Genomic DNA, 23,084 nt, shown 5'->3' with positions numbered 1-23,084 from the left:
TATTTCTGTAAACAAACACGCCATGAATAATCTATACAAATATACTAGCATGCTCTTAGTCGGGGCTACACTTGCAGGCTGTTCTACAGTGCCTCTGACTGGACGCAAACAATTAAGTCTTGTCAGCGATAGTCAGGTAGAGCAACAGGCTGCCGCTTCCTATAAAGAATTTTTAGGTTCGGCTTCTACAAAAGTAATTACCGGAACAGGTAATGCTGCAATGGTAAAAAAAGTAGGAAACAATATAGCAGCAGCCGTAAATAGCTATCTGACTGCTCAGGGAATAGCAAATCAATATAATTTCAACTGGGAGTTTAATCTTATTCAAAGTGATGAGGTCAATGCCTGGTGTATGCCTGGTGGTAAGGTGGCCGTCTATACAGGTATCCTGCCTATTACTGTTAATGAAGCCGGACTGGCTACTGTAATGGGACATGAGATTGCACACGCAATCGCTAAACACTCCAGTGAACAGATGAGTAATCAGATATTACTACAGACAGGAGGACAGGTTGTAGGTGCAGCTACTTCAGGTAAAAGTGCAATTGTACAGAATGTTGTAGGTACACTGTATGGAGTAGGAGGACAGTTAGGTATGCTTAAGTATTCCAGAAGTAATGAATCTGAGGCCGATCGTTTAGGATTGATATTTATGGCAATGGCCGGATATGATCCGCAGACTGCAGTAGGTTTTTGGGAGAGAATGTCAAACGGAAAAGGCCCGGGTACTCCTGAGTTTATGAGTACGCACCCCAGTGATGCCAGACGTATTTCAGATATACAAAAACTGCTGCCTGAAGCAAACAAATATTATAAGAAACAAAGAGTACTTAAATTATAAAAAAAAGCCGTCATCTGACGGCTTTTTTTGTAGCTTTTTCTATCCGGAAACCGTTATAAGAGTATAATAAATAATAAGTGTTATGATAAAATTTTTTAAACTTTTAACAGTATTGATTTCATTAGGAACGGCAAGTGTATATGCACAGCAATCTGTAAGTTCTTCTGTAAGTATGTTCCCGAAAGCGGAGAAAGGACAGGTGCAATATATCATTGATGTACCACATTCTGATAAGGATAACTTAAAGAAAATAGAATTTTTTGTTGGAAAAGTAATGGAAACTGACGGATGTAATAGCTACGGTTTAGCGGGTCAGTTTGAAGAGAAGGATTTACAGGGCTGGGGATACAACTATTATGTGTTTACTACAAATGGAAGTGTCCGTAGTACAATGATGGCTTGTCCGGATGCTAAGAAAATTCAGCAGTTTGTTTCTTCTGAAAGTAAAATGGCTCGCTACAACGGAAGATTGCCCATTGTAATCTATGCTCCGGAAGGATATGAAGTCAGGTATAAGATTTATACAACAGATGAAGAGACTTTCATTGGTAAAACAGTGAAATAAGTTATTCTTTCTTAGATAAATGATAAATAGGCTGTATCAAATCTTTATTTGATACAGCCTGTTTTTTTGAATGGTATATATCCGTATTAACTTTCAGGAACCTCACCCTAACCCTCTCCTTAAAAAAGAGAAGGAATTGTTTGTACAAAGAGGATATAATAGGAGAGGTTAATTATAAAGTTCAGAACCTTACTCTAGCACCTTTCACTGTACTTAAAACAGCAGAAGCCTGATCTTTAACGACCAGGCTTCTGCAAACTATAAGAACTATTAATTGTTTAATGGGCACTTAGATTTTTAGCTTTTTCCTCATCAAAATTAGCTTCAAGTTCGGCTAATTTTTTCTTGCCATATGCCATACGTGTAATGACGACAAATAGCACAGGTACAATAAATATAGCTAAGAATGTAGCTGCAGCCATACCTCCGAATACCGTCCATCCAATTGTTTGACGTGATACAGCACCCGCACCAGTGGAAAGCATCAGTGGGATAATCCCCAGAATAAATGCAAGTGATGTCATGATGATCGGACGTAAACGTAATTTGACTGCATCTAATGTTGCTTCGATCAGATTCATACCGATATCGACACGCTCTTTGGCAAACTCTACGATCAGAATCGCATTTTTAGCGGCAAGACCGATAATCGTAACGAGACCAATCTGAGCAAAGATATTATTATCCAGTCGCGGAATCAGAATCAATGTCAGAATCGCTCCGAATACCCCTAAAGGTACAGATAGGAGGATAGAGAATGGTACTGACCAGCTTTCATATAAGGATGCTAAAAGTAAGAATACAAAGAGTATACAGAGTGCAAAGATCATAATCGTCTGTGATCCCGATTGTTTCTCCTGCAAACTCAATCCGGAGAACTGATAGTCATAGCCATTAGGTAATGTCTGTGCAGCGACTTCTTCTAATGCTTTTAATGCATCTCCGGAACTATATCCGGGAGCCGCACTACCCGATACCTCAATACTTCTGAAGATATTATAGTGATTGACAATTGATGGACTGGTTGTCAGTTCATAACTGACTAATGTAGCCATCGGTACAGAAGATCCGGCTGCATTCCGCACATATAGTTTGTTGATATCTTCTATGCCCATGCGATATGCTGTATCTGCCTGTGTAACCACACGGAAGTTACGACCATATTTCGTAAAATCATTGACGTAACTACTACCAAGGTAAGCTGCTATAGTCGAATAGATATTAGAAACAGGAACACCCATTCTTTTCGCCTGTTCACGGTTTACGTGAAGTTTGTAGTTAGGCGAGTTCGAACTGAACAGGGTATAGGCCATACCGATCTCAGGACGCTGATTAGCGGCTGCTAAGAATTTACCTACAACACCTTCAAATTCTTTGATATCTACAGTTTGCTGATCTAACAACATCATAGAGAAACCTCCGGATGTACCAAGACCAGGGATTGCAGGAGGTGTTACCGCAAGAATACGGGCTTTTTGATATCCCATATATTTTTGCATAATAGCACCGGTAATCTCTGCTGCTGTACGTTTGCGGTCATTCCAGTGTTTCAGGGAAACGAAGAGTGTCGCACCGTTTGGTTTAAATGCACGGTTAAGGATATTGATACCCGAAATGGTTGTTACGTGATTGATCTCCGGGAAATCTTTCTTTAAGTCAGCTTCCAGTTCATCCAGTACCTCATTTGTACGGGCAGATGATGCTCCCTCAGGTAATGTAACCCCGGCAAAGAACATACCACCATCCTCTGAAGGAATAAAGCCTGTAGGTTTGGCATTAAACATCCAGCCTGTTCCCACAAAAATACATAAGAGGATAATCAGTACCAGAGGTGCCTTACGGATACATTGCTGTACACCTTTGGAATATTTGTTTGTTACTTTTTCAAACCATACGTTGAATTTGTAGAAAAACTTATTTAATCCTCTGGCTTCTTTGTTAACGGATGTTGGTCTCAGCATCAATGAACATAAGGCAGGAGTAAGGGTAAGAGCTATAAATGCAGATAACATTACAGATACGGCAATTGTAATGGCAAACTGTTGATAGAGTTTACCTACCATTCCCGGGATAAATCCTACCGGAACGAATACAGCAGAAAGAATCAGTGCAATTGCAATAACTGGAGCCGTAATATCTTTCATCGCCCGACGGGTTGCTTCTTTGGCATCCAGCTTATAATGATCTATATAATGCTGGACAGCTTCCACGACGACGATGGCATCATCCACTACGATACCGATTGCAAGTACGAATGCAAGCATTGTCAGGTTGTTGATAGAGAAACCAAACAGCAGGAAGAATATAAATGTTCCCACAATAGAAACTGGGATTGCCAGTACTGGAATTAATGTTGCTCTCCAGCTCTGCAGGAAGAAAAATACAACCACAGTTACTAATAATAAGGCTTCTAAAAGGGTGTGAATAACCGATTCGATAGATGCGTTTACAACGGAAATGGTTTCATAACCTACAACGTAATCCACATCATCCGGAAATGATTTTTTCAACTGCTCCAATGCTTTGTAGATACCTGCAGCTGTTTCCACGGCATTACCTCCCGGAGTCTGATTGATCATCATACCGGTAGATACCATTCCATCTGTCTTGGTAGAAGTACTGTAAGAGAATTGTCCCAACTCTACACGAGCTACATCTTTCAACAATACAATAGATCCGTCTGTATTGGCTTTGACAATGATGTCTTCAAAGTCTTCTACATTGGAAAGATCTCCATCTGTCAGGATAGGGTACTCGAATACGGTAGAAGATTCCTGAGGGCGTCCACCCACACTACCTCCCGGCATACGGATATTCTGTTCCTGAATAGCATTTGATACATCAGCAGGTGTAAGTCCAAGGTTTGACAGTTTGTTTGCATCTAACCATACCCGCATAGAGAATGGCTGTCCGAATACAGTCGCATCACCCACACCTTTAACACGCATAATCGCATCTTTGATGTACAGGTTGATATAGTTGGATAGAAATTTATCATCTCTTGTTCCTTTAGGAGAAACTAGAGAAACCAGCATCAGGATATCTGTATTTGCTTTACGTGTAGTTACACCCAGACGTCTTACAGCTTCCGGTAAGGATGGTTCTGCAATACCTACACGGTTTTGAACGTCAAGTGTAGCAATATCAATATCTGTACCTACTTCAAAGGTTACAGTGATCTGCGACTGACCGTTTGAGGTACTGTTTGAGGACATATAGATCATCCCCGGAGTACCATTGATCTGACTCTCAATAGGAGTGGTTACCGTTTGTTCTACAGTCTGCGCATCGGCACCTGTATAGTTCGCGGTAACGGATACTGTCGGAGGAGCAATGGAAGGGTATTGACTTATCGGCAGTGTGGCAACGGATATCGTTCCCAGAATCGTAATCAATATTGATATTACGATTGCCGTTATGGGTCTTTTTATAAAAACTTCTGAAATCATATATTAATCGTTAAATGAGGATCGTATTACCCTTTTTTAGGAGCTGCACCATTCTCTGTTCCTTTACTTTCAGTTACTTTAACACCAGGCTGGAGATTCATTACTCCTTCAATAATTACTTTATCACCCGGAGTAATTCCTTTTTTGATTACAATTCGGTCACCAATTTTGGTTCCCAGTTCGACATGACGGATCTCAGCTTTGCTGCTGTCACCTACTACGTATACATTGAAGACTCCCAGTTGTTCCATTACAGCTTTGTAAGGGACAACAAGCTCATTGCTGGCAGACTCTTGTTTTATACTAAGTGTCAGGTTCATGCCGGCTACCAGACTTCTGTTTGCATTGCTGAATGCCGCCCGTACTTTTAATGTTCCTGTATTAGGGTCAATAGCACGGTCAACTGTGTGAATGGTTCCATGTTCAGGATATTCAGTTCCATCTGGCAAGGTTAACGAAATAGCGGATGATTTGTGGCTATTTCTAAGTGCTGTGAATTTGCTGATATCTTTTTCGTTTACCTGAATTTCTACTGCGATAGGATCATTAGATGAGATCGTATTCAGTAATGTAGTTCCGGCAGAGACCAATGCTCCTGCACGTACCTGTGAAATCCCTACCGTTCCGGCAAAAGGAGCTCTGATTACTGATCTTGCCAGGTTTGTATTAGCTGTTGTCAACGCAGCTTTTGCAGAAGCCACCTGCGCTTGTTGATTAGCCAGGTCTGTCTTAGCATAGTCTAATGTCTGTTTAGCGATCGCATCCTGCTGAGCAAGTTTTTCGTAGCGTTTCAAATCGGTCTGTACACGGTCATAATTAGCCTGTGCGATATTCAGATTCGCTTTTGCCTGATCTACTGCGGCAGTATAGCGTATACCGTCAATTTCATATAATTTCTGTCCTTTTGAAACAACAGCTCCATCAGCAACATATATATTAGTGATATAACCATTAACTTCCGCACGTAGTTCTGTTTCATTCAATGCGACGACAGAAGCCGGATAAGTAATATTACCTGTTACAATTTCTTCGTTAACAACAGCTGTAGTAACCGGAACTACCCGTTCAGCAGGTGCCTGTGCAGCGCCTTGCTGTTTAGCATCCTTATTCCCACATGATTGCCACACAAGTGCAGAACCAATAAAAAATGCCGTTAATAAATGTCTCTTATTCATGATATTGTCGATTTCTTAAGTGATTAATTCGTTTGTATATTTCCCAATGCTTTTTGAACATCCAGTTTGCTGGACAATAATGCATACAAGGCATTCAGATAGTTGAGCTGACTTGTTTTTAAATCAGTCTCTGCTGTCATCAGATCCAGATAAGTCTTGATCCCTTCATCATATTGAAGTTTGATTGTGTTATAGACTTCTTTGGAAAGGTCAACATTGTCTTTTGATGTTTTCCAGTCACTCAGATTTGCATTGTAAGAAGCCTGAGCAAGTGAATACTCCGTACTGATCTGGTTATTCAGATTCTGAATATCCCAATCTATCCTTGCTTCCTGAAGTTGGGATTTGTTGATTTGATTTTTTCTTTTAAATCCCTGGAAGATAGGAAAAGTCAGATTAAGACCTACAGTAGATCTCGGAAAGCTGTCATTATACAGGTCTCCGAATTTATCATTACGGTAATCAAGTCCATAATTAATAAATGCACTAAGACTAGGCAGGTAAGTCCATTTATAATACTGCGTATTTAACTGTTGCAATTTTTTCGCAGTTTCTAATTGCTGGAATTCTATACGCTTACTGTTATCCAATCCTCCTGTTGTATCTAAAAGTATTTCAGTCTCCATATTCGCATTGTCAAATGATAGCGTCAGCGGATCTTTTATATCCAGAGCCAAAAGTTGCTTCAGGTAATCATACTTATATTTGCGCAGTTCAACTGTTCGTTTTTCATCCGCTCTGGCATTACTAAGCGCTATTTGGGCACGTTTGAAGTCCGTCTTATCCACCAGCCCTACTTCATATCTCACTTGCGCATCCTTCAATTGTTTGTCCAGTCTGATGATATTTTCCCTGACAATGTTGATTTGCTCTTCACTTGTCAGAATATCATAATATGCTTTACTGACATCCACTACAGTATTGATACGGACATTTTCTGTATTCTGTTTGTTGGAGAGTCTGGTCAGTTCAGCGGCTTTAGAAGCCTGCATAAGGGCAGGATTCAGTAACTGCTGATCGGCCTGCAGCGTCAGGTTACTTGAGTTTTTCTGTCCCATGACAACAGTTTGTCCGCCAAAAGCATTGGTTGGTATTTTAAGGTTATGATTATAATTACCGGTCAATGCCAATTGTGGATACCAGCCGGAAAGAGAGATATCTATATCTTTCTCACCGATGGCTTCATCTATTTCGGCTTGTTTGATAGAAATTTTGTTCTGCAGCGCATAGTCTATAAGCTGTTGCAGAGTAGCCTTTTGAGGCACTTGCTGTGCAAACGCCCAATTGAAAAGGGCAGTGGTGGCTAGGATGGATAATATAATTTTATTGGACTTCATATTTATTTTCATTTGAAACACCATCCCAAACAATCTGAATCAACTGATCGAAGTGTGTTTCTGTGTAATTTACTTTTGCGTATAATATGATTCTGATAGTAGATGTAGCGACTCCAATGTAGGAGGTTAATAATATATTGATATCTAAATCTTTAAGTTGTTTCGATTTAACTCCTTCAACAAGGAAATCATGTATATTGTTTTCACTAATAGCGCTATGCCTGTATTTTTCTTTAATATTCTCCATATAAGGAGAGGAATAGAACTGCTCAAGAAAGCCAAACATGTCCGGTTGCATTACTCCGTAATGAATAAATCTCTTCCATATGGTAAAAAATTTTTCTTTATAATCTTTAATATTACTGATGTTTTCAAAAATGTGTGCATTCAAAAATTTTTTACATTCCAGATGAAGTGCTTCTATCAGACAGTCCTTAGATGGAAAATAATGATAGATAGTACCTGTAGCAACCTGAGCAGATTTTGCAATCATACTCATAGAGGTGCCATGGAATCCATGTTCACCTATAAGTGCTATAGTCGTATTGAAGATAGCAGCCTTTTTTTCATTTATATCTCTAAACCGAACGTTCATTCGGTTGCAAATGTAGATAAAATTACCTTCACAAAATGTCAAAATAATGTTATAAAGATCATCTTTAACAGAATTTAAGATTTCTTAACAATTTCTTTATTTATAGGCCAATTGTAACGTTTAGGCTGTTTTTGGAGTAATAATAATTGTATATGACTCTACCTTGACAGAAAGAAACCGTAGTCCTGAAAATATTTAAAAAAAACATTTGGAGTGAATTGAAATAAGCTGTACCTTTGCAGTATCATAATTTAGGTTTATAATTGGTTAGTAAAGGTTTCCACTCTCCCCGTTTGGAAACCTTTTTTTATGTCCTGAATTCTTCCAAAATCTGCTCTTGATTGAGAGTATTTACTTCTGTTTTTTCCTTCGGATTTTTCTGTATGTGTTTATTAAATACCATTCTGGTTCTATATATTGCGAACTTAGCTTTGAGTTAAGATGCTGAAACGTATTGCTCTACTGTATATTAAATTACCTTTATATAGGGTATTCATCTTTGAGCTATATTTGATAGGGTTTTTATAAACAAATTATTTAATCTTAAAATTGAAACGGGTGATTCTATTCAAAAATGTATATAAAATAAAGGTAAAAGAAGCTTTAAGGCACAGTACTTTACTACTTATGAGCATATTTGTATTTTTCATAAGTTGTAAACAGAAGGATAAGTTTAATTTACTGAATCTGTCTTTTCCGGTTAAAAAAGAACAATTGAATAGTGTTGGTGTAGAAACTAAGGATTATAAGACGTACCTCGAGGGAGAGATTCAAAAATTCAGTTCCGAAAAAGATACAGTTTTATTTTTTGGTGATGTAAAGTTATCCGGAAATATCAGCAGATACAATAAAGATCTGTTTTTTGCCAATTATGTTGAATTTTTCGAAGATCCGCTTCAGAAAAACATAGGGGCTTATCAGGTCAATATTCATACAACCGAAGAAACTAAAGCCTTAGAAGAGTTTATGGCAGAGCATTTTGGTAAAACTGACTTTTATTACAAAGACCAAAAGATAAGCTGTCGTATCTGGGAAGCTGATAGCCGGATATTTTTCTTTGGCGTCATGAATGATCAGCATCATCCGGATCTTCCAAATAACGTACAAAGTACCTGTATGCTTTTTGTTATTGATAAGTCAAATAGAGAATTAATGAAAGAATCTCCCCAGGGAAGTTACTTTAAGTTTTATAAGGATTACGTGGAGAGAAGAGAATCTTCCCATCAGAAAAGTGAGAATTATTCCTATAAAGATTTTGTGCAGGAGAGCGGAAATGAAGCCATATATGCGGCTAATTATGTGGGTGATAAATAAACACAGCTAACCAAAGATTATTGGAAGTACTTAGCAAATTTTTGTCTATGTAGATTTTTAATACGGATAATGAAATTCACATATGCTGTAATAGAGCATTGCATCTTGGTTGCTTATTTACAATTCTGCAGGTTTGTACGAACCTCTTCCTGACTGTATTTTTCAGTCTCCTGTGCAAATGTTGTCGTGATGTAGGTTAGAATATATGCGATATCAACCTCCGTCAGTTCGGGTACGCCTGGCATTTTCTCATTAAAAGTTTCTCCGTTAATCTCTATGGGTCCGGAGATACCATTTTTTATGATGCAAGGCAATATATTGCGGTTGTCCTGGAAATATTTTGCGTCTGTAAGGGGTGGATACAGCTTTCCAAGACCTTCTCCTTTTGCACCGTGACAATTCTGACAGTGCGTTGTATATAGTTTTTGACCATTGACGGCATATTGAGCTGTCTGAATGCTGACATTAGGTTGACAGGCATTAAACAGACTGATAAGATAGACTGCTGCTAAACAGCTCAATATGGTCAAAAATTTCATGTTACTTGTATTCTTTGAATAAGATCTCCAGATCTTTTAATAATTTGTCTACCTGTTCGGAATCTGTACCGTCATAAGCACCACGGATACGCTTTTCTTTATCGACAATCACCAGATATCCCTGATGATCATATCCTCCCGGTACATTACTGTCTTCTTTTGCAAATACAAGATAATCATTAGCAATGCCATATATGTCTGCTTTAGACCCGTTAACGAATTGCCACTGATCATTCGTTACACCCAGTTTATTAGCATATGCTTTTAATATGTACGGATGATCATATTTGAAATCAATACTATGTGAAAGAAAGGCTATCCGATCGTCTCCTTTATATTTTTCGTATACTTTCAATAAATTACGCTGCATAGTAGGGCAGATGCTTGGGCAATGCGTAAAGAAAAAGTTGGCAATATATATTTTATTGTCAAAATTCTTATCCGTTATCAGTACGCTATCCTGATTTAGAAAACTGAATGCAGGAATAGTATGATATGCTGTATCAATAACGACTTTACCATCCACGGTCTTTTCCACAGCTTCTCTGTCTCCGTAGATCGGAAGTTTGGCATCATTACCTGAACAAGCGGACAGAAAAAGACCGGCAGCCAGCGTCAATGTATAGAGTAATCTCATAGTCGTTTAGTATTTGCCTAATATGGTTTTGCTTTCTGCGGATACATCTGTAAATAGCTTTTTCATTGTATTTACTTTCTCCAGTTCTTTTTGCTGGTATTCTAGGTTTGTGCTATCTACTGCATATTCCATCATCCAGTCTTCCATAGAGCCGGTAGCCTGTTCCAGTTTTGATTTGAGAGCAGATAATTCAGTTCGTGCTGCTGCAGTATCAAGTGCAGTATTTTTAGCTTTTAATGCAGCAATATTGGTCAGTATTGAATCTATACGAACAGTGTTTTTATCAAAAGTTGATATTTGCGGCATGATCTCATCATGTATAGCGATAGCTTCTTTTTTTATAGTTTCGATATCACCACCTTTTTTTTGATCTCCTGAATTCTGACAAGAGAAGGCAAAAACGGATCCTGCTACTAATAGATAGGCAAAATTTTTCATATACATTATTTTTAGTTTATGGAATTAATATTTATTTCTGAAGTGTTTATTTCTTCCGATGAAGATGTTTGCGTGGATTCATGAAGGAGATTACGAATGTATATCTCATTATTGGAAACGGCACAAAGATTACGGTGCTTGTCATAAATCTCTATGGTAAATATTTTGACAATTTTTCCTTCATCCTGAATAGAGCGAAGAGCCTCACTGATATCCTCCTGCGAGATGCGTATGGATATATACAGATTTCCGTCTCCTGGCTTTTTATATTCTATACGTGCAGATTTGACCCATACTACTGTCTTTTTGTAGCCTTTTGCCTTAAATATCTGATCTATGAGAAGCGGATGTAAAGGATCTGTGGCTGCAAATATAGTACCTCCGAATATTGTTCTGTTGCCATTAATATTAAAGAGGCTTCTGAATATCTTGACATCAGCTCCGCTATAGTCCGGGAGGATCTTTTGAATCCAGATCCGCTGGAATAGAAAAGGCGGATAACTACGGAGTATCCATTTGAGCATATTGGGACGCAATGTCAGCATAGTATTTACAAAAATAGCACAAAAATGAGAGGAAGGCGAACTTATCGGGAATATCTTGCATTAAAATGAAAACTATATTAAATTCGCTTTTCTAAATTAACCAAACCATGTCTGAACTACAGCAAAGTGTGCTCCCTAATAAACGTGTATGGATTATTGTTTTCGTAGCAGCCTTAGGGTATTTTGTGGATATCTATGATCTGATTATTTTTTCCATAGTTCGGGTGCAGTCCTTTGGAGATATCGGAGTCGCAGAGGCTGATATGCGAAGCAAAGGCGAGTTTGTGTTGAATATGCAAATGGGAGGGCTGCTGATTGGAGGTGTGATCTGGGGCGTTATCGGAGATAAATACGGACGACTGAAAGTTCTTTTCGGTTCTATTTTACTGTATTCTGTTGCGAATATTACAAATGGATTTGTTCATGATGTAACCACATACGGGATTGTTCGTTTTATTGCAGGCATTGGTTTGGCCGGAGAGCTGGGTGCAGGTATTACACTCGTAAGTGAGAGTATGAGTAAAGAGAAAAGAGGCTATGGGACAATGATCGTAGCCGGTGTAGGTGTACTTGGTGCTATATTGGCCTACTTTGTGGCGGAATTGTTTGATTGGCGGACCGCTTATTTTGTAGGTGGAGGAATGGGGTTACTGCTATTGTTGTTGCGTGTTGGAGTGTTTGAATCGGGGCTGTTTCATAATATGAATTCTGCTAATGTGCAGAAAGGGCAACTTCGGATGTTGTTTAATAATACGGCGCGGTTTAAGCGGTATTTGTACTGCATGTGTATCGGACTTCCGATCTGGTTTGTAGTAGGTGTGCTGGTTACACAATCGCCCGAAATCGGAAAGGCATTAGGGTCTCCGGTAGTATTGAGTGCAGGAAAAGGAGTTATGTTTACCTATTTAGGAATATCACTTGGCGACTTTATCGCCGGCCTGTTGGCACAATGGCTTAAATCCCGTAAAAAAGTTGTTTTTATATGCCAGATACTTATCATTATAAGTTCTTGCTGGTATCTGAATAGTAAAGGACTGACAGAACCTACCTTTCTGGGATTGGCTTTTCTGATGGGGCTGGGAGTAGGATATTGGGCGACTTTTGTGACGATTGCTGCTGAACAGTTTGGAACTAACCTGAGAGCTACGGTAGCAACTACTGCACCTAACTTTGTGAGGGGAGCTCTTATTCCATCCACATTGCTCTATGGATATTTTGTAGATCTTTGGGGAATCGTAACAGCAGCTCTGATCATGGTGTTTCTCCTTTCGGGAATTGCCATATTTGCACTGACACAATTAAAAGAAAGCTTTTCCAGGGATCTGGATTATATTGAGGAATAGTTCGCTATTTTTTTGGACATTTCTTGCACCTGCTACCTCTTTTGTATTTTTTGCAGCATTTTTTAAATACGCAGCAAGAAAAGCCTGTTGCCGGATTTAATCTTTTATGAAGATCATCCATCTGTAATTCCGGGGCACATAAATCAAGCATTATTTGATTTTCTCGATCGATCATACTGCAAAGATAAATATTGTTTAGATTTGTTATAAATAATATTTTAAAATATGACAATTCAGCGAGTTAGCGCGTATTGTCTGATTTTTTTTATGTATGTTGTAACAAAATGTATAATAACGCTACCAATTAAATATTAACAGTTAACTGCTTTATGAATTTATCAATCCAAGATCTTAGTAAAACGTATTCTAATGGCGTGAAAGCGCTGGATCATGTCAATCTGGAGATTACTCCGGGAATGTTCGGCCTGCTTGGTCCGAATGGAGCGGGTAAGTCTTCCCTGATGCGTACTATTGCTACTTTACAAAAGCCTGATTCGGGAAGTATTCAATTTGATCATATTAATGTGCTGCAGAATCAAATGGAACTGCGCAAGGTATTAGGATATCTTCCTCAGGAATTCGGCGTTTATCCTAACCTCTCCGCTCAGGAGCTTCTGCAATATTTTGCCCGCCTTAAAGGGATCTCCTCAGGTGCAGATCGTGAAAAAATTATCAAACGTGTACTGGAAGTTACTAACCTGTGGGATGTGCGTAATAAGAGTGTAAGCGGTTATTCAGGTGGTATGAAACAGCGCTTTGGTATTGCTCAGTTATTATTGAATGACCCGAAATTAATTATTGTTGATGAACCGACAGCGGGTCTGGACCCGGCTGAACGCCATCGTTTTCTGAATGTCCTTCGTGAAATCGGGACAAATCATACCGTAATTTTCTCTACACATATTGTGGATGATGTCCGGGAATTATGTCATGAACTGGCCATCCTTAACGGAGGTAAAATTTTGCTTCAGGGTACACCAAAGGATACCATCAGCCAACTGGATGACAAGATCTGGGTACGTATTATCGGCCGTGATCAACTGGATGAATATATCGGGAAGTTTAATGTTATTTCAACCAATTACAATCAGGATAATACGCTTAATATCCGTGTGTATAGTGACAGTGTACCTGATGAAACTTTTGTAAAAGCACAGGTTCAACTGGAGGATGTTTATTTTGTTGCCCTTAAAAAAGATCAGCGTCATGTTTAGTACTATCTTTAATTTCGAATTTAAACGATGGTTCAAAAACGCTGCTATTTATGTTTATATGGCATTGTTTTTTGGATTGGCGTTGTTGATTATGCTGATGTCACTGGGAATATTTGATGGTATTACAGCGACTACTTCATCCAATACCTATATGAACTCGCCTCTGGCCATCAGTGATATGATCAATGGTATGTCTGCCCTGATCTATTTTCTGATTCCGACCATTGTTGGGGCTTCTATATACCGGGATTTTCAGTATAACGTTCATACGATTCTGTTCAGTTATCCCTTTACAAAGACGGATTACCTTTTAGGGAAGTTTTTCGGGTCTTTGCTGGTTGTTCTGATTGTAGTTCTATCTTGTACTTTAGGGATTATCGTCGCGCAGTATATACCCGGAATCAATCAGGAACTGCTCGGGCCTAATCATATTTTTGCCTATTTTCAGACTTATCTTGTACTCATCATTCCCAATCTGATTTTTATCAGTTCTATTATTCTGGTGTTGGTCACGCTCACCCGGAATGTTTATGTAGGGTTTGTGGCCGTTCTGATTCTGATGGTGCTGCAAGGGGTGATTCACAACCTGAGCAGCAATGTTGACAATCGTTACTGGGGTGCGCTTCTTGACCCATTCGGAGAGTCTGCTATCACATATTACACCCAGTATTGGTCGCCCGAAGAGAAGAACGTAAATAATCTTCCTTTTGAAGGGGTTGTCATCTACAACAGACTGATTTGGCTGGCTGTTTCTGCATTATTTATTGGCGGCTTTTATACATTCTTTTCTTTTTCACAGAGCAGACTTTCTCTGGTCAAGAGCAAGAAGTCCGAGCGGGTTACTAAGAATAATTTCGGGAGCATTTTTAAAGTTGATCTGCCAAAAGTAAACTACCGTTTTTCTATAGGGCACTATCTGAAAACGACATGGTCTCTTTCCAATTATGACTTCAGGTATATCGTTAAAAATCCGGTTTTTCTGATTATATCTCTGATCGGAATTTTATTTGTGCTTCTGATGGCGTCTACTTTCGGAGAAATATTTGGAACATCTACGTATCCTGTGACCTGGAAAATGGTTATGATACCGGGCTCTACGTTCAAATTTTTCATGATGATCCTGACTTTCCTTTTTTCAGGTCTGTTGCTACATCGCGGAGAAATTTCAAGAATGGGGAGTCTGATCGATTCTACGCCGGTTCCAAACTGGACATTACTGTTATCCAAAGTCATTGCTATTATCAAGATGCAGTTGTTTCTGATGCTTCTTGTGATCCTTACCTGTATAGCTTATCAGGCGTATTACCAGTATTATAAATTTGAGATCGGACAATACATTATGACCTTGATGGTCTTTGGTATGTTAAGCAATATTATCTGGCTTTTCTTAGCTGTATTTGTTCATACTTTATTTAAAAGTTATCTGAGTGGCTTTTTTGTATTATTGATTCTTTATATAGGCCTGCCATTTCTTTCCTTTGCAGGAATCGAACAGGATATCTTTAAGTTTAATCAAGGCCCTAATCTGCAATATTCGGATATGGATGGTTTTGGCTTTATATTGCCATTTCTGACTTACAAGTTTTATTGGTTTCTGTTTGCGGTTTTACTGTTGATTACGGGCTTGTTACTTTGGAGAAGAGGCATATTTTCCGGAGCAAAGGAAAGATGGAATATGTTGAAATCCAATCTTGATATAAGCAAAGGTGTTATACTGGCTGTATGTCTGCTGGGATTTTTAAGTATCGGATCAGCGATCTATTATGAGGATAACGTAAAGAATCCGTACTACAAAGCGCTGGATATTGAAAAGCAAGCTGTACAATGGGAAAAGAAATACAAAAAATACCAGTACCGTGCCCAACCTCGTGTTGTGGACGTAAAATTTAATCTGGATCTTTTTCCTTCATCCAGATCATTTGAAGCAAAAGCTTCATATGTACTCAAAAATAAAACAGCGCAGTCTATAGATACTATATTTGTTAATTATAATGATTACGAATATACTTTCAACTGGAATGTTCCTGTGAAGCTTATTTCAGAAGATGATGTGTATAATTTTAATATCTATAAATTACAGCAGCCCTTACTACCTGGAGATTCAGTTCTGCTGACTTTCGAAACAAAGAACAAACCTAATACCTGGATTCATGAAAATTCACCTGTAAAGGGAAATGGAACCTTTATTAATAATATGATGTTTCCAAGAATAGGTTATTCTGATCAATCCGAACTGGTGGATAATGATATCCGTATCAAATATGGATTACTGGCCAAAGATAGAATGGCGAAACCTACGGATCAACGTGCACGGCAGAACAATTATATCTCTAATGATGCGGACTGGATCCGTTTTGAAGCAACTATAGGTACAGATGAAGATCAGTTGGCTATTGCTCCAGGATATCTGGTGAAAGAATGGACAAAAGATGGCCGTAAATACTACCAGTATAAGATGGACAGTGAGATGCTTAATTTTTATGCATTCAACTCTGCGCGTTATGCGGTTAAAAGAGATAAGTGGAAAGATGTCAATCTGGAGGTTTATTATCATCTGGGCCATGAATACAATCTGGATCGCATGCTGGCTTCCAGTAAAGCTTCACTGGATTATTACACCAAAGAATATAGTCCGTATCAACACCGGCAATTGCGGATTATTGAATTTCCGCATACCGGAGGTACGTTTGCTCAGTCTTTTGCGAATACCATACCTTTTTCAGAAGCCATTGGTTTTATTGCTGATGTAGATGAAAAGAATCATGATGCAGTAGATTATCCCTATGCTGTCACGGCGCATGAGATAGCACATCAGTGGTGGGCGCATCAGGTGGTAGGTGCAAATGTACAGGGAGCAACACTGATGTCCGAAAGTATGTCGGAGTATTCTTCTCTGAAAGTACTGGAGAAACGGTACGGTAAAGGGCAGATGCGCAAATTTCTGAAAGATGCATTAGATAGTTATCTGAAAGGACGAAGTGCTGAACGGCTTGGTGAGAAACCATTGATGTACAATGAGAATCAACAGTATATTCATTACCAGAAGGGTTCACTGGTATTGTATGCGATGAGTGATTATCTGGGCGAAGCGGTATTTAACGGAACTGTAAAAGGGTATCTGGAACAGACAGCCTTTCAAAATCCGCCTTATACTACTTCACTGGAGTTTGTAGATCATTTGCGAAAAGCTACTCCTGATTCATTACAATATTTAATAAAAGATATGTTCGAGACCATTACTTTTTATGAAAATAAGGTCGAAAATGTATCGAGTAAAAAGTTAGCTAATGGAAAATATCAGGTAGATATTGCTTTTCAGGTGGCTAAGTACAGAGTAGATAAAAACGGCAAACGGATATATGATGACAGTAATTCTGCTGCACATCCTAAATCCAAAAAGGGAGAGATCCGATCGCTGCCTTTACGGGATTTTATTGAGGTCGGTGTATTTGGCGAAGCAAGCAAGGATAATAAAGACCAGAAGGAATTGTATGTGAAGAAGCATAAGATAGGTCAGGTGAATAATAAACTGTCTATCATTGTGAATGAAAAGCCAATCGCAGTTGGAATAGATCCATACAATAAACTGATCGATACAAACTCTGATGACAACAGAAAATCAATATAATGGGCATAAAAAAAGCGGCGAAGCCGCTTTTTTTATATTGTTTTTATTTTATCTTTCACCTCCTGACAGATTTCATCTGTCACCATTCGGATGGGTTCCGGATCATCAATGTTATTGATGATTACTTTATCACAAAATTCTCTGTAGGGTAATAAATATTCATTGTAAGACGGTACGACATGATTTACCCACTTGTAACGTACATCATCTTCATCGTATCCACGTTCTATGAGATCTCTTCTCAATCGTCTCTCCAGAGCAACAGATTCTTCTGCATCGAGAAATATACGCATATCCAGCAATTCATTGACTTCTGTATAATAGAATATGAACAGGCCTTCGATAATCAGAATGGGAGCCGGTTTGATTTCCAGCATTTTGGGTGTAAGTGCCGGATTATTGAACGTATACTCTTCCTTAAAAACGGTTTTTCCATCAAACAGATCCTTGATGTCGCTATAAAATGCGGATCTGTCAATAGAGGTTGGAATGTCGAAATTGTACAATCTGTTTTCTTCCTGAGTCTTTGTATTTGCCGGAATATAGTAATCATCCTGTGAGATGAGAGTGATTTCATCTTTTGAGAAATGTTGCAGGAAACTATTTAAGAAAAATGTTTTACCCGAACCGCTACTTCCCGCGATTCCTATGACGAAGGGTTTGTTATTCATTTATGATATGATACTGTTTAATTTTCCAAAGGTACACCATAATTTATTTCTACCAAAAAACGCTTATCCAAAGCACCTATGTAGGAAGCTGCAGATTTGGATAATACGACAATGGCATTTTCCGTTTCCGCATTGTCATTAAACTTTCCGACTACTTTAGCGTAAGTGACATTATGTGTCATCGGATTGGTGATTTTGAGGATAGTGCCGATAGGAGCTGTTTTATGAAGGGCAAGGTTGCTCTTTCCATCCGAATTCAGATTACTCATCCATACCGCAATACCGCGTTCTTTTTTCTCGCGGATGCCATATTTATTAGCAGAGATTTCATTGTAGGAAGAGTCTTTTTCAGTAGAATCTACACGCGTCGTATCTATAGGTGTCAGGACGATCTTTGGTTCTTCTACCGGTTTCGGAGGTGTAGGAGTACTGTTTGGAATTTTTAATATTTGATTTTCCTTCAGTGAATTGGAAGACAGGTTGTTCAGTTTTTTGATGTCATCCACAGATACCCCGAATCTTCTGGAGATTGCATATAATGTTTCACTTTTCCCTACTTTATATTCTGTAAGTGGAGTCTGCTGCTGTGGATTGCCTGCATTTTTTGATTTTTCAGGTTGTGTGACAGCTTTAGCAGTTTGTTGAAAAGGTCGGCCGGTAGGAATTTTGACTGTATCTCCCGGACGCAAATCCTTGCTGTTGTTTGCCGCCATAATATTTTTCACTATGGCATTGTATTGGCGACCTAATTTATAATAGGTGTCTTTTTGTTCAACTTTATGAAGGATATAAATTTCTCCTTTGACATTTTCAACGCCTATAGAGTCTTTTGGACTAAAATCTGTTTTCCACGAAGATGCGTGCAGATTCGAAATAGAAAAGCTAGCAAAAGCAATTACTGCTATCTTCTTATAAAGAGATGATTTCAATAGTTTGTTCATGATAAAAATTATGCAATTATACTAAATACGAAACAATTTCCTGTTTATTATAGGTCATAAGAAATATTTGATCGTCAATTTGAAAATAAGGCTGAGGAATCATTTTAGAATTCTGTTCCAGCAGGCAACACCGGTGTATCTCTCTGTATTGATCGGATATACAGATATTCAGGTCAAATTTATCCTCCTTGCGGGTATGGTAGCACCAAAGATAACGTTGTCTGACCTTGCTGATCCACATTGTATCCTCGTATGCTGTCGATTGTAAAAAATCCGGTAAGGTTCCGTTATAGGCTAATGGAAAGCTGATATGATTAGTGCAATACTGAATTTCACCATCCGGTTTTTGTAACAGAGTGCCGGTAGAAAGGGAAATATATTCTTCAAAGCCCGAACTGATGGTATGATGTCTTACTTTGAGTAAACCTTTAAAAATATCAATCAGCAAATACTGATGCCATTGTTGGGTGATGGTACGCGACGGAATATGTAATACGGTAATTCCTGCTGCATAAGGGGTATTGGTACCTAATTTTTTGAGAATTAAATAGTCCCCCTGAATATCTGCCAGCGTCCATTCTTTAGTTTTTAGCCGGAAGTTGTCTAATAATCGGGTGCCCGTAAAGCTGATGACATGAAAAGCGGGCAATGTGCTTTCCTGATCGCGGGTTTCCACAGCCAGTATCCGGGTATTGGAGTCGGCTTCAATTTTCCAGATAGGATCCGAAAAACTTTCCGCAAATACTTTATTAATTGTATATTTAACCATTACGCTCAACACAAATTTCAACCAGTCAATGATTGAATACATGAACAAATTTACGAAAACCTTTTTAACCATACTATTTCTGATGTCATGTTTTGCAATAACAGCATTACAGGCACAGGAAGTGTATCATGTTCGTATCCATGATGAAATAGGCCCTGCCGCATGGCGTACATTTGATAAAGCATCTAAAAAAGCTTCAGAGCTCAAATCGGATTATCTGTTAGTAGAGTTAAACACATTTGGCGGAGCAGTCAATTATGCCGATTCTATACGAAGCAGGCTGCTTAACTCCCCGATGAAGACTGTTGTATATATTAATCATAATGCAGCATCTGCAGGAGCTTTGATTGCTATGGCGTCGGATTATATCTATATGCAAAAGGGAGCGAGTATAGGAGCTGCCAGTGTTGTGGACGCAAAAGGGGAGGTACTGCCGGAAAAATATCAATCTTATATGAGAGGACTGATGCGTGCTACAGCTGAAGCAAAGGGCAGAGATCCGAAGATTGCAGAGGCTTTTGTCGATCCTTCGGTCTCTATTCCAAACCTGAAACCAGATGGTAAATTGCTTACTATGACCGCAGATGAAGCTGTGAAGGCTGGTGTGGCTAAAGCAGAAGTATCCGCGAATAAAGAAATCTTTATTGACTTAGGGATTAGTAAACCCTCTGTCACTGTGCACGAAGTCGGAATGATTGACAATATCATTGGTTTTCTGATCAATCCGGTCGTGAGCGGAGCACTTATTCTCTTGATTATCGGAGGTATTTATGCAGAAATGCAGACTCCGGGAATCGGATTTGCTCTGGCTGTTGCACTTATAGCAGCTGCATTATTCTTTGCTCCGCTTTATATGGAAGGATTGGCGGCACATTGGGAAATCGCACTCTTTTTTATAGGTGTTATACTCATCGCTTTAGAGATCTTTGTGATTCCGGGATTCGGGGTTACAGGTATATTGGGTATTATTTGTCTGGTCTGCGGATTAGCATTCAGTATGGTATCTAATGATTATTTTGATTTTAAACTTGCACATCCGGGTATGCTGTTTAATTCTTTTCTTATTGTAATAGGCTCGATGTTTCTGGCTGTAATATTAATGGTGATATTTGGTAAGAATATTTTAAAATCTTCTGCCTTCAAGAGACTTGTACTGGAAGATGAACAAAAGTCAGATCAGGGATATACTTCTTCTGTATCAAAGGCGAACCTTTTGCATAAGCAAGGTGTTGCAAAGACTGTTCTCCGTCCTTCCGGCAAGATAGAAATAGATGGAGTATGGTATGATGCGGTTGCTTTGGATGGATTTATAGATGCAGGAGATCTTATATATGTAGAGAAACATGAAAATTATAACCTTTTCGTCCGTAAGATAGAAGAACTAAAGGGATAAATAGCTCAACGTGAATAGTATAAAAAAGGCTCGGATTCTTCAGAATCCGAGCCTTTTTTATAGCGGTAAGCTCTGATTTAGAATTTTGCACCCAAAGTCAATACTGCATTCGTGCGGTTGTTTTTGATTTCCGCTACAGGATTGGGAGTCTCCCAGAATACTTCTTCAAAAGTATATGGACTTTCGTAGTATTTCAGCATATTGTGTACTACCGCTACATCCATATAGAGAGAACTGGATAATTTTACACCCAGACCTAAAGTACCTGTATAGTGGCTGTAGTCTGCGTTTTTATATGGATTACCATAATAATTGAATCCGGCACGACCACTTATGATATTGGTGATCAGGTATTCTCCACCAATTCTGGCATTTATTGCCGCTTTGTACATCCCTTTAACAGATTTTTCCATATCAACTTCCATCTGTGGATTATAACGGTTTGGTGATCTGAATTTGGTTGTAGAATAGTCCGTCAGATCTGCATCTGCCGTAATAAGACCTCTGGGGAAAAATTTTGTAATACCCAGACTATATTGAAACGGCGTAATGATGTTGATATCATCCTCAGTGTTGTAAGAGTCTGATTTATATGGGTCTAATGCAGTAGTTCCACCTGTATAATAGATATCCGTATAGGAATTTGTATTATCCTGTACAGCTATCCAGGTTGGCGTCTTGATAGTCAATCCCAGATTCCAGTCCTGTGCAGGTTTGTATATCATACCTAATTTAAAATCTACTCCTGAACCTTCTGTATATTGATTGTAGTAATCATCCAGTGCATATTTGATTCCTACATATTTACTTTCTGCTGTGGTAGGGTCAAGATATGGGGAGTTTGGATTTCTACTTCTGATTTCTTCGCTGCTTTTGGTAGATCCTTCTTCTGTAAACTTCTGAGCAGTCTCATACTTGAAAGAAACCATCGAGAAAGAAGCCCCTATATAGAATTTATTACTATAATTCGCTCCGAAAGAAAGAGTTGTTCTTGAACGATCTCCTTTTTCGAGAACATTATTTTGCTGATATTTATCCGCTCCTTCTTTTGCCAGAGGAAAATAACCTCTGTCATTAATATCCGGATAGCCCTCCATAAAGAATGACCTATACAGATCTTTTCCCCAAGGAGTATCATCCTGTGTATACATAAGATCTGCTAATGTTTGCCCTTTGGTGCTTTCATTATTTGTTCCTGAATACAGAATCTTGTTGCGAAAATTATTTGTCTTATCGTAGCTCAATCCTACATTAAAATTAAGCCATCCCTCTGTCAGATCTGCTCCCAATCCTCTTGCTGAAGGAAAATGAAAGACCACACCAGCATTATCAATCAAAAAGCGTCCCTGATTCTGACTATTGGACTGACCGAAATAGTTTGTCTTGCTGTTATTATTAAAATAATTAAAGGTGACACCTATGTCCGACTGTCCGTAAAATCCTAAACCTGCAGGGTTGCCGGATATGGAACTCAGATCGCCTCCTAAAGCGGTCTGTACATTACCCATACCTTTGAAACGTGCTGTTCCTCCGGGGTATTCCTGAGAAAAAAGAAGTGCTTCTTTTTCAAATTGCGCATGTGCCGTTCCTATTATTCCACAAAGGAAAAATGATGAAAGTAGTAAATGTTTGATATTCATACGTAAATGAAGTATTTATTGCAAAATAATAGTCAATACGCAAGAGCATA

At 38.7% G+C, this 23,084-nt stretch carries 19 protein-coding genes; 7 read left to right on the top strand and 12 right to left on the bottom strand.

Annotation, left to right across the window (positions count from 1 at the left end):
• Positions 1-22 precede the first annotated feature (22 nt).
• Together B4B65_RS18695 and B4B65_RS18690 are read left to right on the top strand one after the other, a co-directional pair.
• On the top strand, positions 23-841 hold the full coding sequence (locus tag B4B65_RS18695; RefSeq protein ID WP_201678554.1) for a M48 family metallopeptidase: 819 nt from the start codon (positions 23-25) through the stop codon (positions 839-841).
• 82 nt (positions 842-923) lie between these two features.
• A complete protein-coding gene (locus B4B65_RS18690; RefSeq protein ID WP_293917825.1) occupies positions 924-1,406 on the top strand; it encodes an ecotin in 483 nt (160 codons plus the stop codon).
• A 278-nt stretch (positions 1,407-1,684) separates the two neighbouring features.
• Here B4B65_RS18690 and B4B65_RS18685 read toward each other — a convergent pair whose 3' ends face one another.
• From B4B65_RS18685 to B4B65_RS18670, 4 genes are read right to left on the bottom strand one after another with little or no spacing between them, the layout of a single operon-like run.
• Positions 1,685-4,855: an efflux RND transporter permease subunit gene (locus B4B65_RS18685; protein WP_201678557.1), complete on the bottom strand. Its 3,171-nt coding sequence runs from the start codon at positions 4,853-4,855 to the stop codon at positions 1,685-1,687.
• A gap of 26 nt (positions 4,856-4,881) precedes the next feature.
• Complete coding sequence (locus tag B4B65_RS18680; protein WP_201678558.1) at positions 4,882-6,030, bottom strand: efflux RND transporter periplasmic adaptor subunit; 1,149 nt, start codon at positions 6,028-6,030, stop codon at positions 4,882-4,884.
• 23 nt (positions 6,031-6,053) lie between these two features.
• Complete coding sequence (locus tag B4B65_RS18675) at positions 6,054-7,367, bottom strand: TolC family protein (protein ID WP_232279630.1); 1,314 nt, start codon at positions 7,365-7,367, stop codon at positions 6,054-6,056.
• A complete protein-coding gene (locus B4B65_RS18670) occupies positions 7,354-7,962 on the bottom strand; it encodes a TetR/AcrR family transcriptional regulator (RefSeq protein ID WP_293917820.1) in 609 nt (202 codons plus the stop codon). Before B4B65_RS18670 ends, B4B65_RS18675 begins: the two co-directional genes overlap by 14 nt.
• Before the next feature lie 627 nt (positions 7,963-8,589).
• On the opposite strand from B4B65_RS18670, the gene B4B65_RS18665 reads away from it, so the two are divergent.
• Complete coding sequence (locus B4B65_RS18665; protein WP_293917818.1) at positions 8,590-9,276, top strand: hypothetical protein; 687 nt, start codon at positions 8,590-8,592, stop codon at positions 9,274-9,276.
• A gap of 113 nt (positions 9,277-9,389) precedes the next feature.
• On the opposite strand, the gene B4B65_RS18660 is transcribed toward B4B65_RS18665, so the two are convergent.
• Genes B4B65_RS18660 through B4B65_RS18645 form a run of 4 tightly spaced genes read right to left on the bottom strand, consistent with a single transcriptional unit; the run spans position 9,390 to position 11,435 of the window.
• A complete protein-coding gene (locus tag B4B65_RS18660) occupies positions 9,390-9,815 on the bottom strand; it encodes a c-type cytochrome (protein WP_293917816.1) in 426 nt (141 codons plus the stop codon).
• 1 nt (position 9,816) lies between these two features.
• Positions 9,817-10,452, bottom strand: coding sequence for an SCO family protein (locus tag B4B65_RS18655; protein WP_293917814.1), 636 nt, complete (start codon positions 10,450-10,452; stop codon positions 9,817-9,819).
• A gap of 6 nt (positions 10,453-10,458) precedes the next feature.
• Entirely contained in the window at positions 10,459-10,890 is a 432-nt protein-coding gene (locus B4B65_RS18650; RefSeq protein ID WP_293917812.1) for a transposase, read from the bottom strand.
• An 11-nt stretch (positions 10,891-10,901) separates the two neighbouring features.
• Positions 10,902-11,435: a DUF4442 domain-containing protein gene (locus B4B65_RS18645; protein ID WP_293917810.1), complete on the bottom strand. Its 534-nt coding sequence runs from the start codon at positions 11,433-11,435 to the stop codon at positions 10,902-10,904.
• 107 nt (positions 11,436-11,542) lie between these two features.
• Between B4B65_RS18645 and B4B65_RS18640 the strand changes: the two genes are divergently transcribed.
• The 3 genes from B4B65_RS18640 (at position 11,543) to B4B65_RS18630 (ending at position 17,620) form a co-directional block, all read left to right on the top strand.
• Positions 11,543-12,778 carry an MFS transporter gene (locus B4B65_RS18640; RefSeq protein WP_293917808.1) on the top strand — a complete coding sequence of 412 codons (1,236 nt, stop codon included), beginning with the start codon at positions 11,543-11,545 and terminating at the stop codon, positions 12,776-12,778.
• Positions 12,779-13,107: 329 nt separating this feature from the next.
• Positions 13,108-13,992 carry an ABC transporter ATP-binding protein gene (locus tag B4B65_RS18635; protein ID WP_293917806.1) on the top strand — a complete coding sequence of 295 codons (885 nt, stop codon included), beginning with the start codon at positions 13,108-13,110 and terminating at the stop codon, positions 13,990-13,992.
• Complete coding sequence (locus tag B4B65_RS18630; protein WP_293917804.1) at positions 13,985-17,620, top strand: ABC transporter permease/M1 family aminopeptidase; 3,636 nt, start codon at positions 13,985-13,987, stop codon at positions 17,618-17,620. The genes B4B65_RS18635 and B4B65_RS18630 overlap by 8 nt, the downstream gene beginning before the upstream one ends.
• 32 nt (positions 17,621-17,652) lie before the next feature.
• Here the strand turns inward: B4B65_RS18630 and B4B65_RS18625 are convergent, their stop codons facing one another.
• Genes B4B65_RS18625 through B4B65_RS18615 form a run of 3 tightly spaced genes read right to left on the bottom strand, consistent with a single transcriptional unit; the run spans position 17,653 to position 20,043 of the window.
• Positions 17,653-18,291, bottom strand: coding sequence for a uridine kinase family protein (locus B4B65_RS18625; RefSeq protein ID WP_293917802.1), 639 nt, complete (start codon positions 18,289-18,291; stop codon positions 17,653-17,655).
• A gap of 17 nt (positions 18,292-18,308) precedes the next feature.
• The gene (locus tag B4B65_RS18620; protein ID WP_201678569.1) at positions 18,309-19,232 is read right to left on the bottom strand and encodes a DPBB and LysM peptidoglycan-binding domain-containing protein; all 924 of its coding nucleotides are present in this window, start codon (positions 19,230-19,232) and stop codon (positions 18,309-18,311) included.
• 16 nt (positions 19,233-19,248) lie between these two features.
• On the bottom strand, positions 19,249-20,043 hold the full coding sequence (locus B4B65_RS18615; RefSeq protein ID WP_293917799.1) for a hypothetical protein: 795 nt from the start codon (positions 20,041-20,043) through the stop codon (positions 19,249-19,251).
• Between B4B65_RS18615 and B4B65_RS18610 the strand changes: the two genes are divergently transcribed.
• The gene (locus tag B4B65_RS18610; protein WP_293917797.1) at positions 20,042-21,394 is read left to right on the top strand and encodes an NfeD family protein; all 1,353 of its coding nucleotides are present in this window, start codon (positions 20,042-20,044) and stop codon (positions 21,392-21,394) included. The two genes, B4B65_RS18615 and B4B65_RS18610, sit on opposite strands and share 2 nt — an antisense overlap.
• A 77-nt stretch (positions 21,395-21,471) precedes the next feature.
• Here the strand turns inward: B4B65_RS18610 and B4B65_RS18605 are convergent, their stop codons facing one another.
• The gene (locus tag B4B65_RS18605) at positions 21,472-23,034 is read right to left on the bottom strand and encodes an OmpP1/FadL family transporter (RefSeq protein ID WP_293917795.1); all 1,563 of its coding nucleotides are present in this window, start codon (positions 23,032-23,034) and stop codon (positions 21,472-21,474) included.
• Positions 23,035-23,084 lie beyond the last annotated feature (50 nt).

This window comes from Sphingobacterium sp. UBA5789 (assembly GCF_002418355.1).
Taxonomy (GTDB): Bacteria; Bacteroidota; Bacteroidia; order Sphingobacteriales; family Sphingobacteriaceae; genus Sphingobacterium.
The sequence above is the reverse complement of the archived record's forward strand: the minus strand, read 5'-3'. Positions and strand labels throughout refer to the sequence as shown.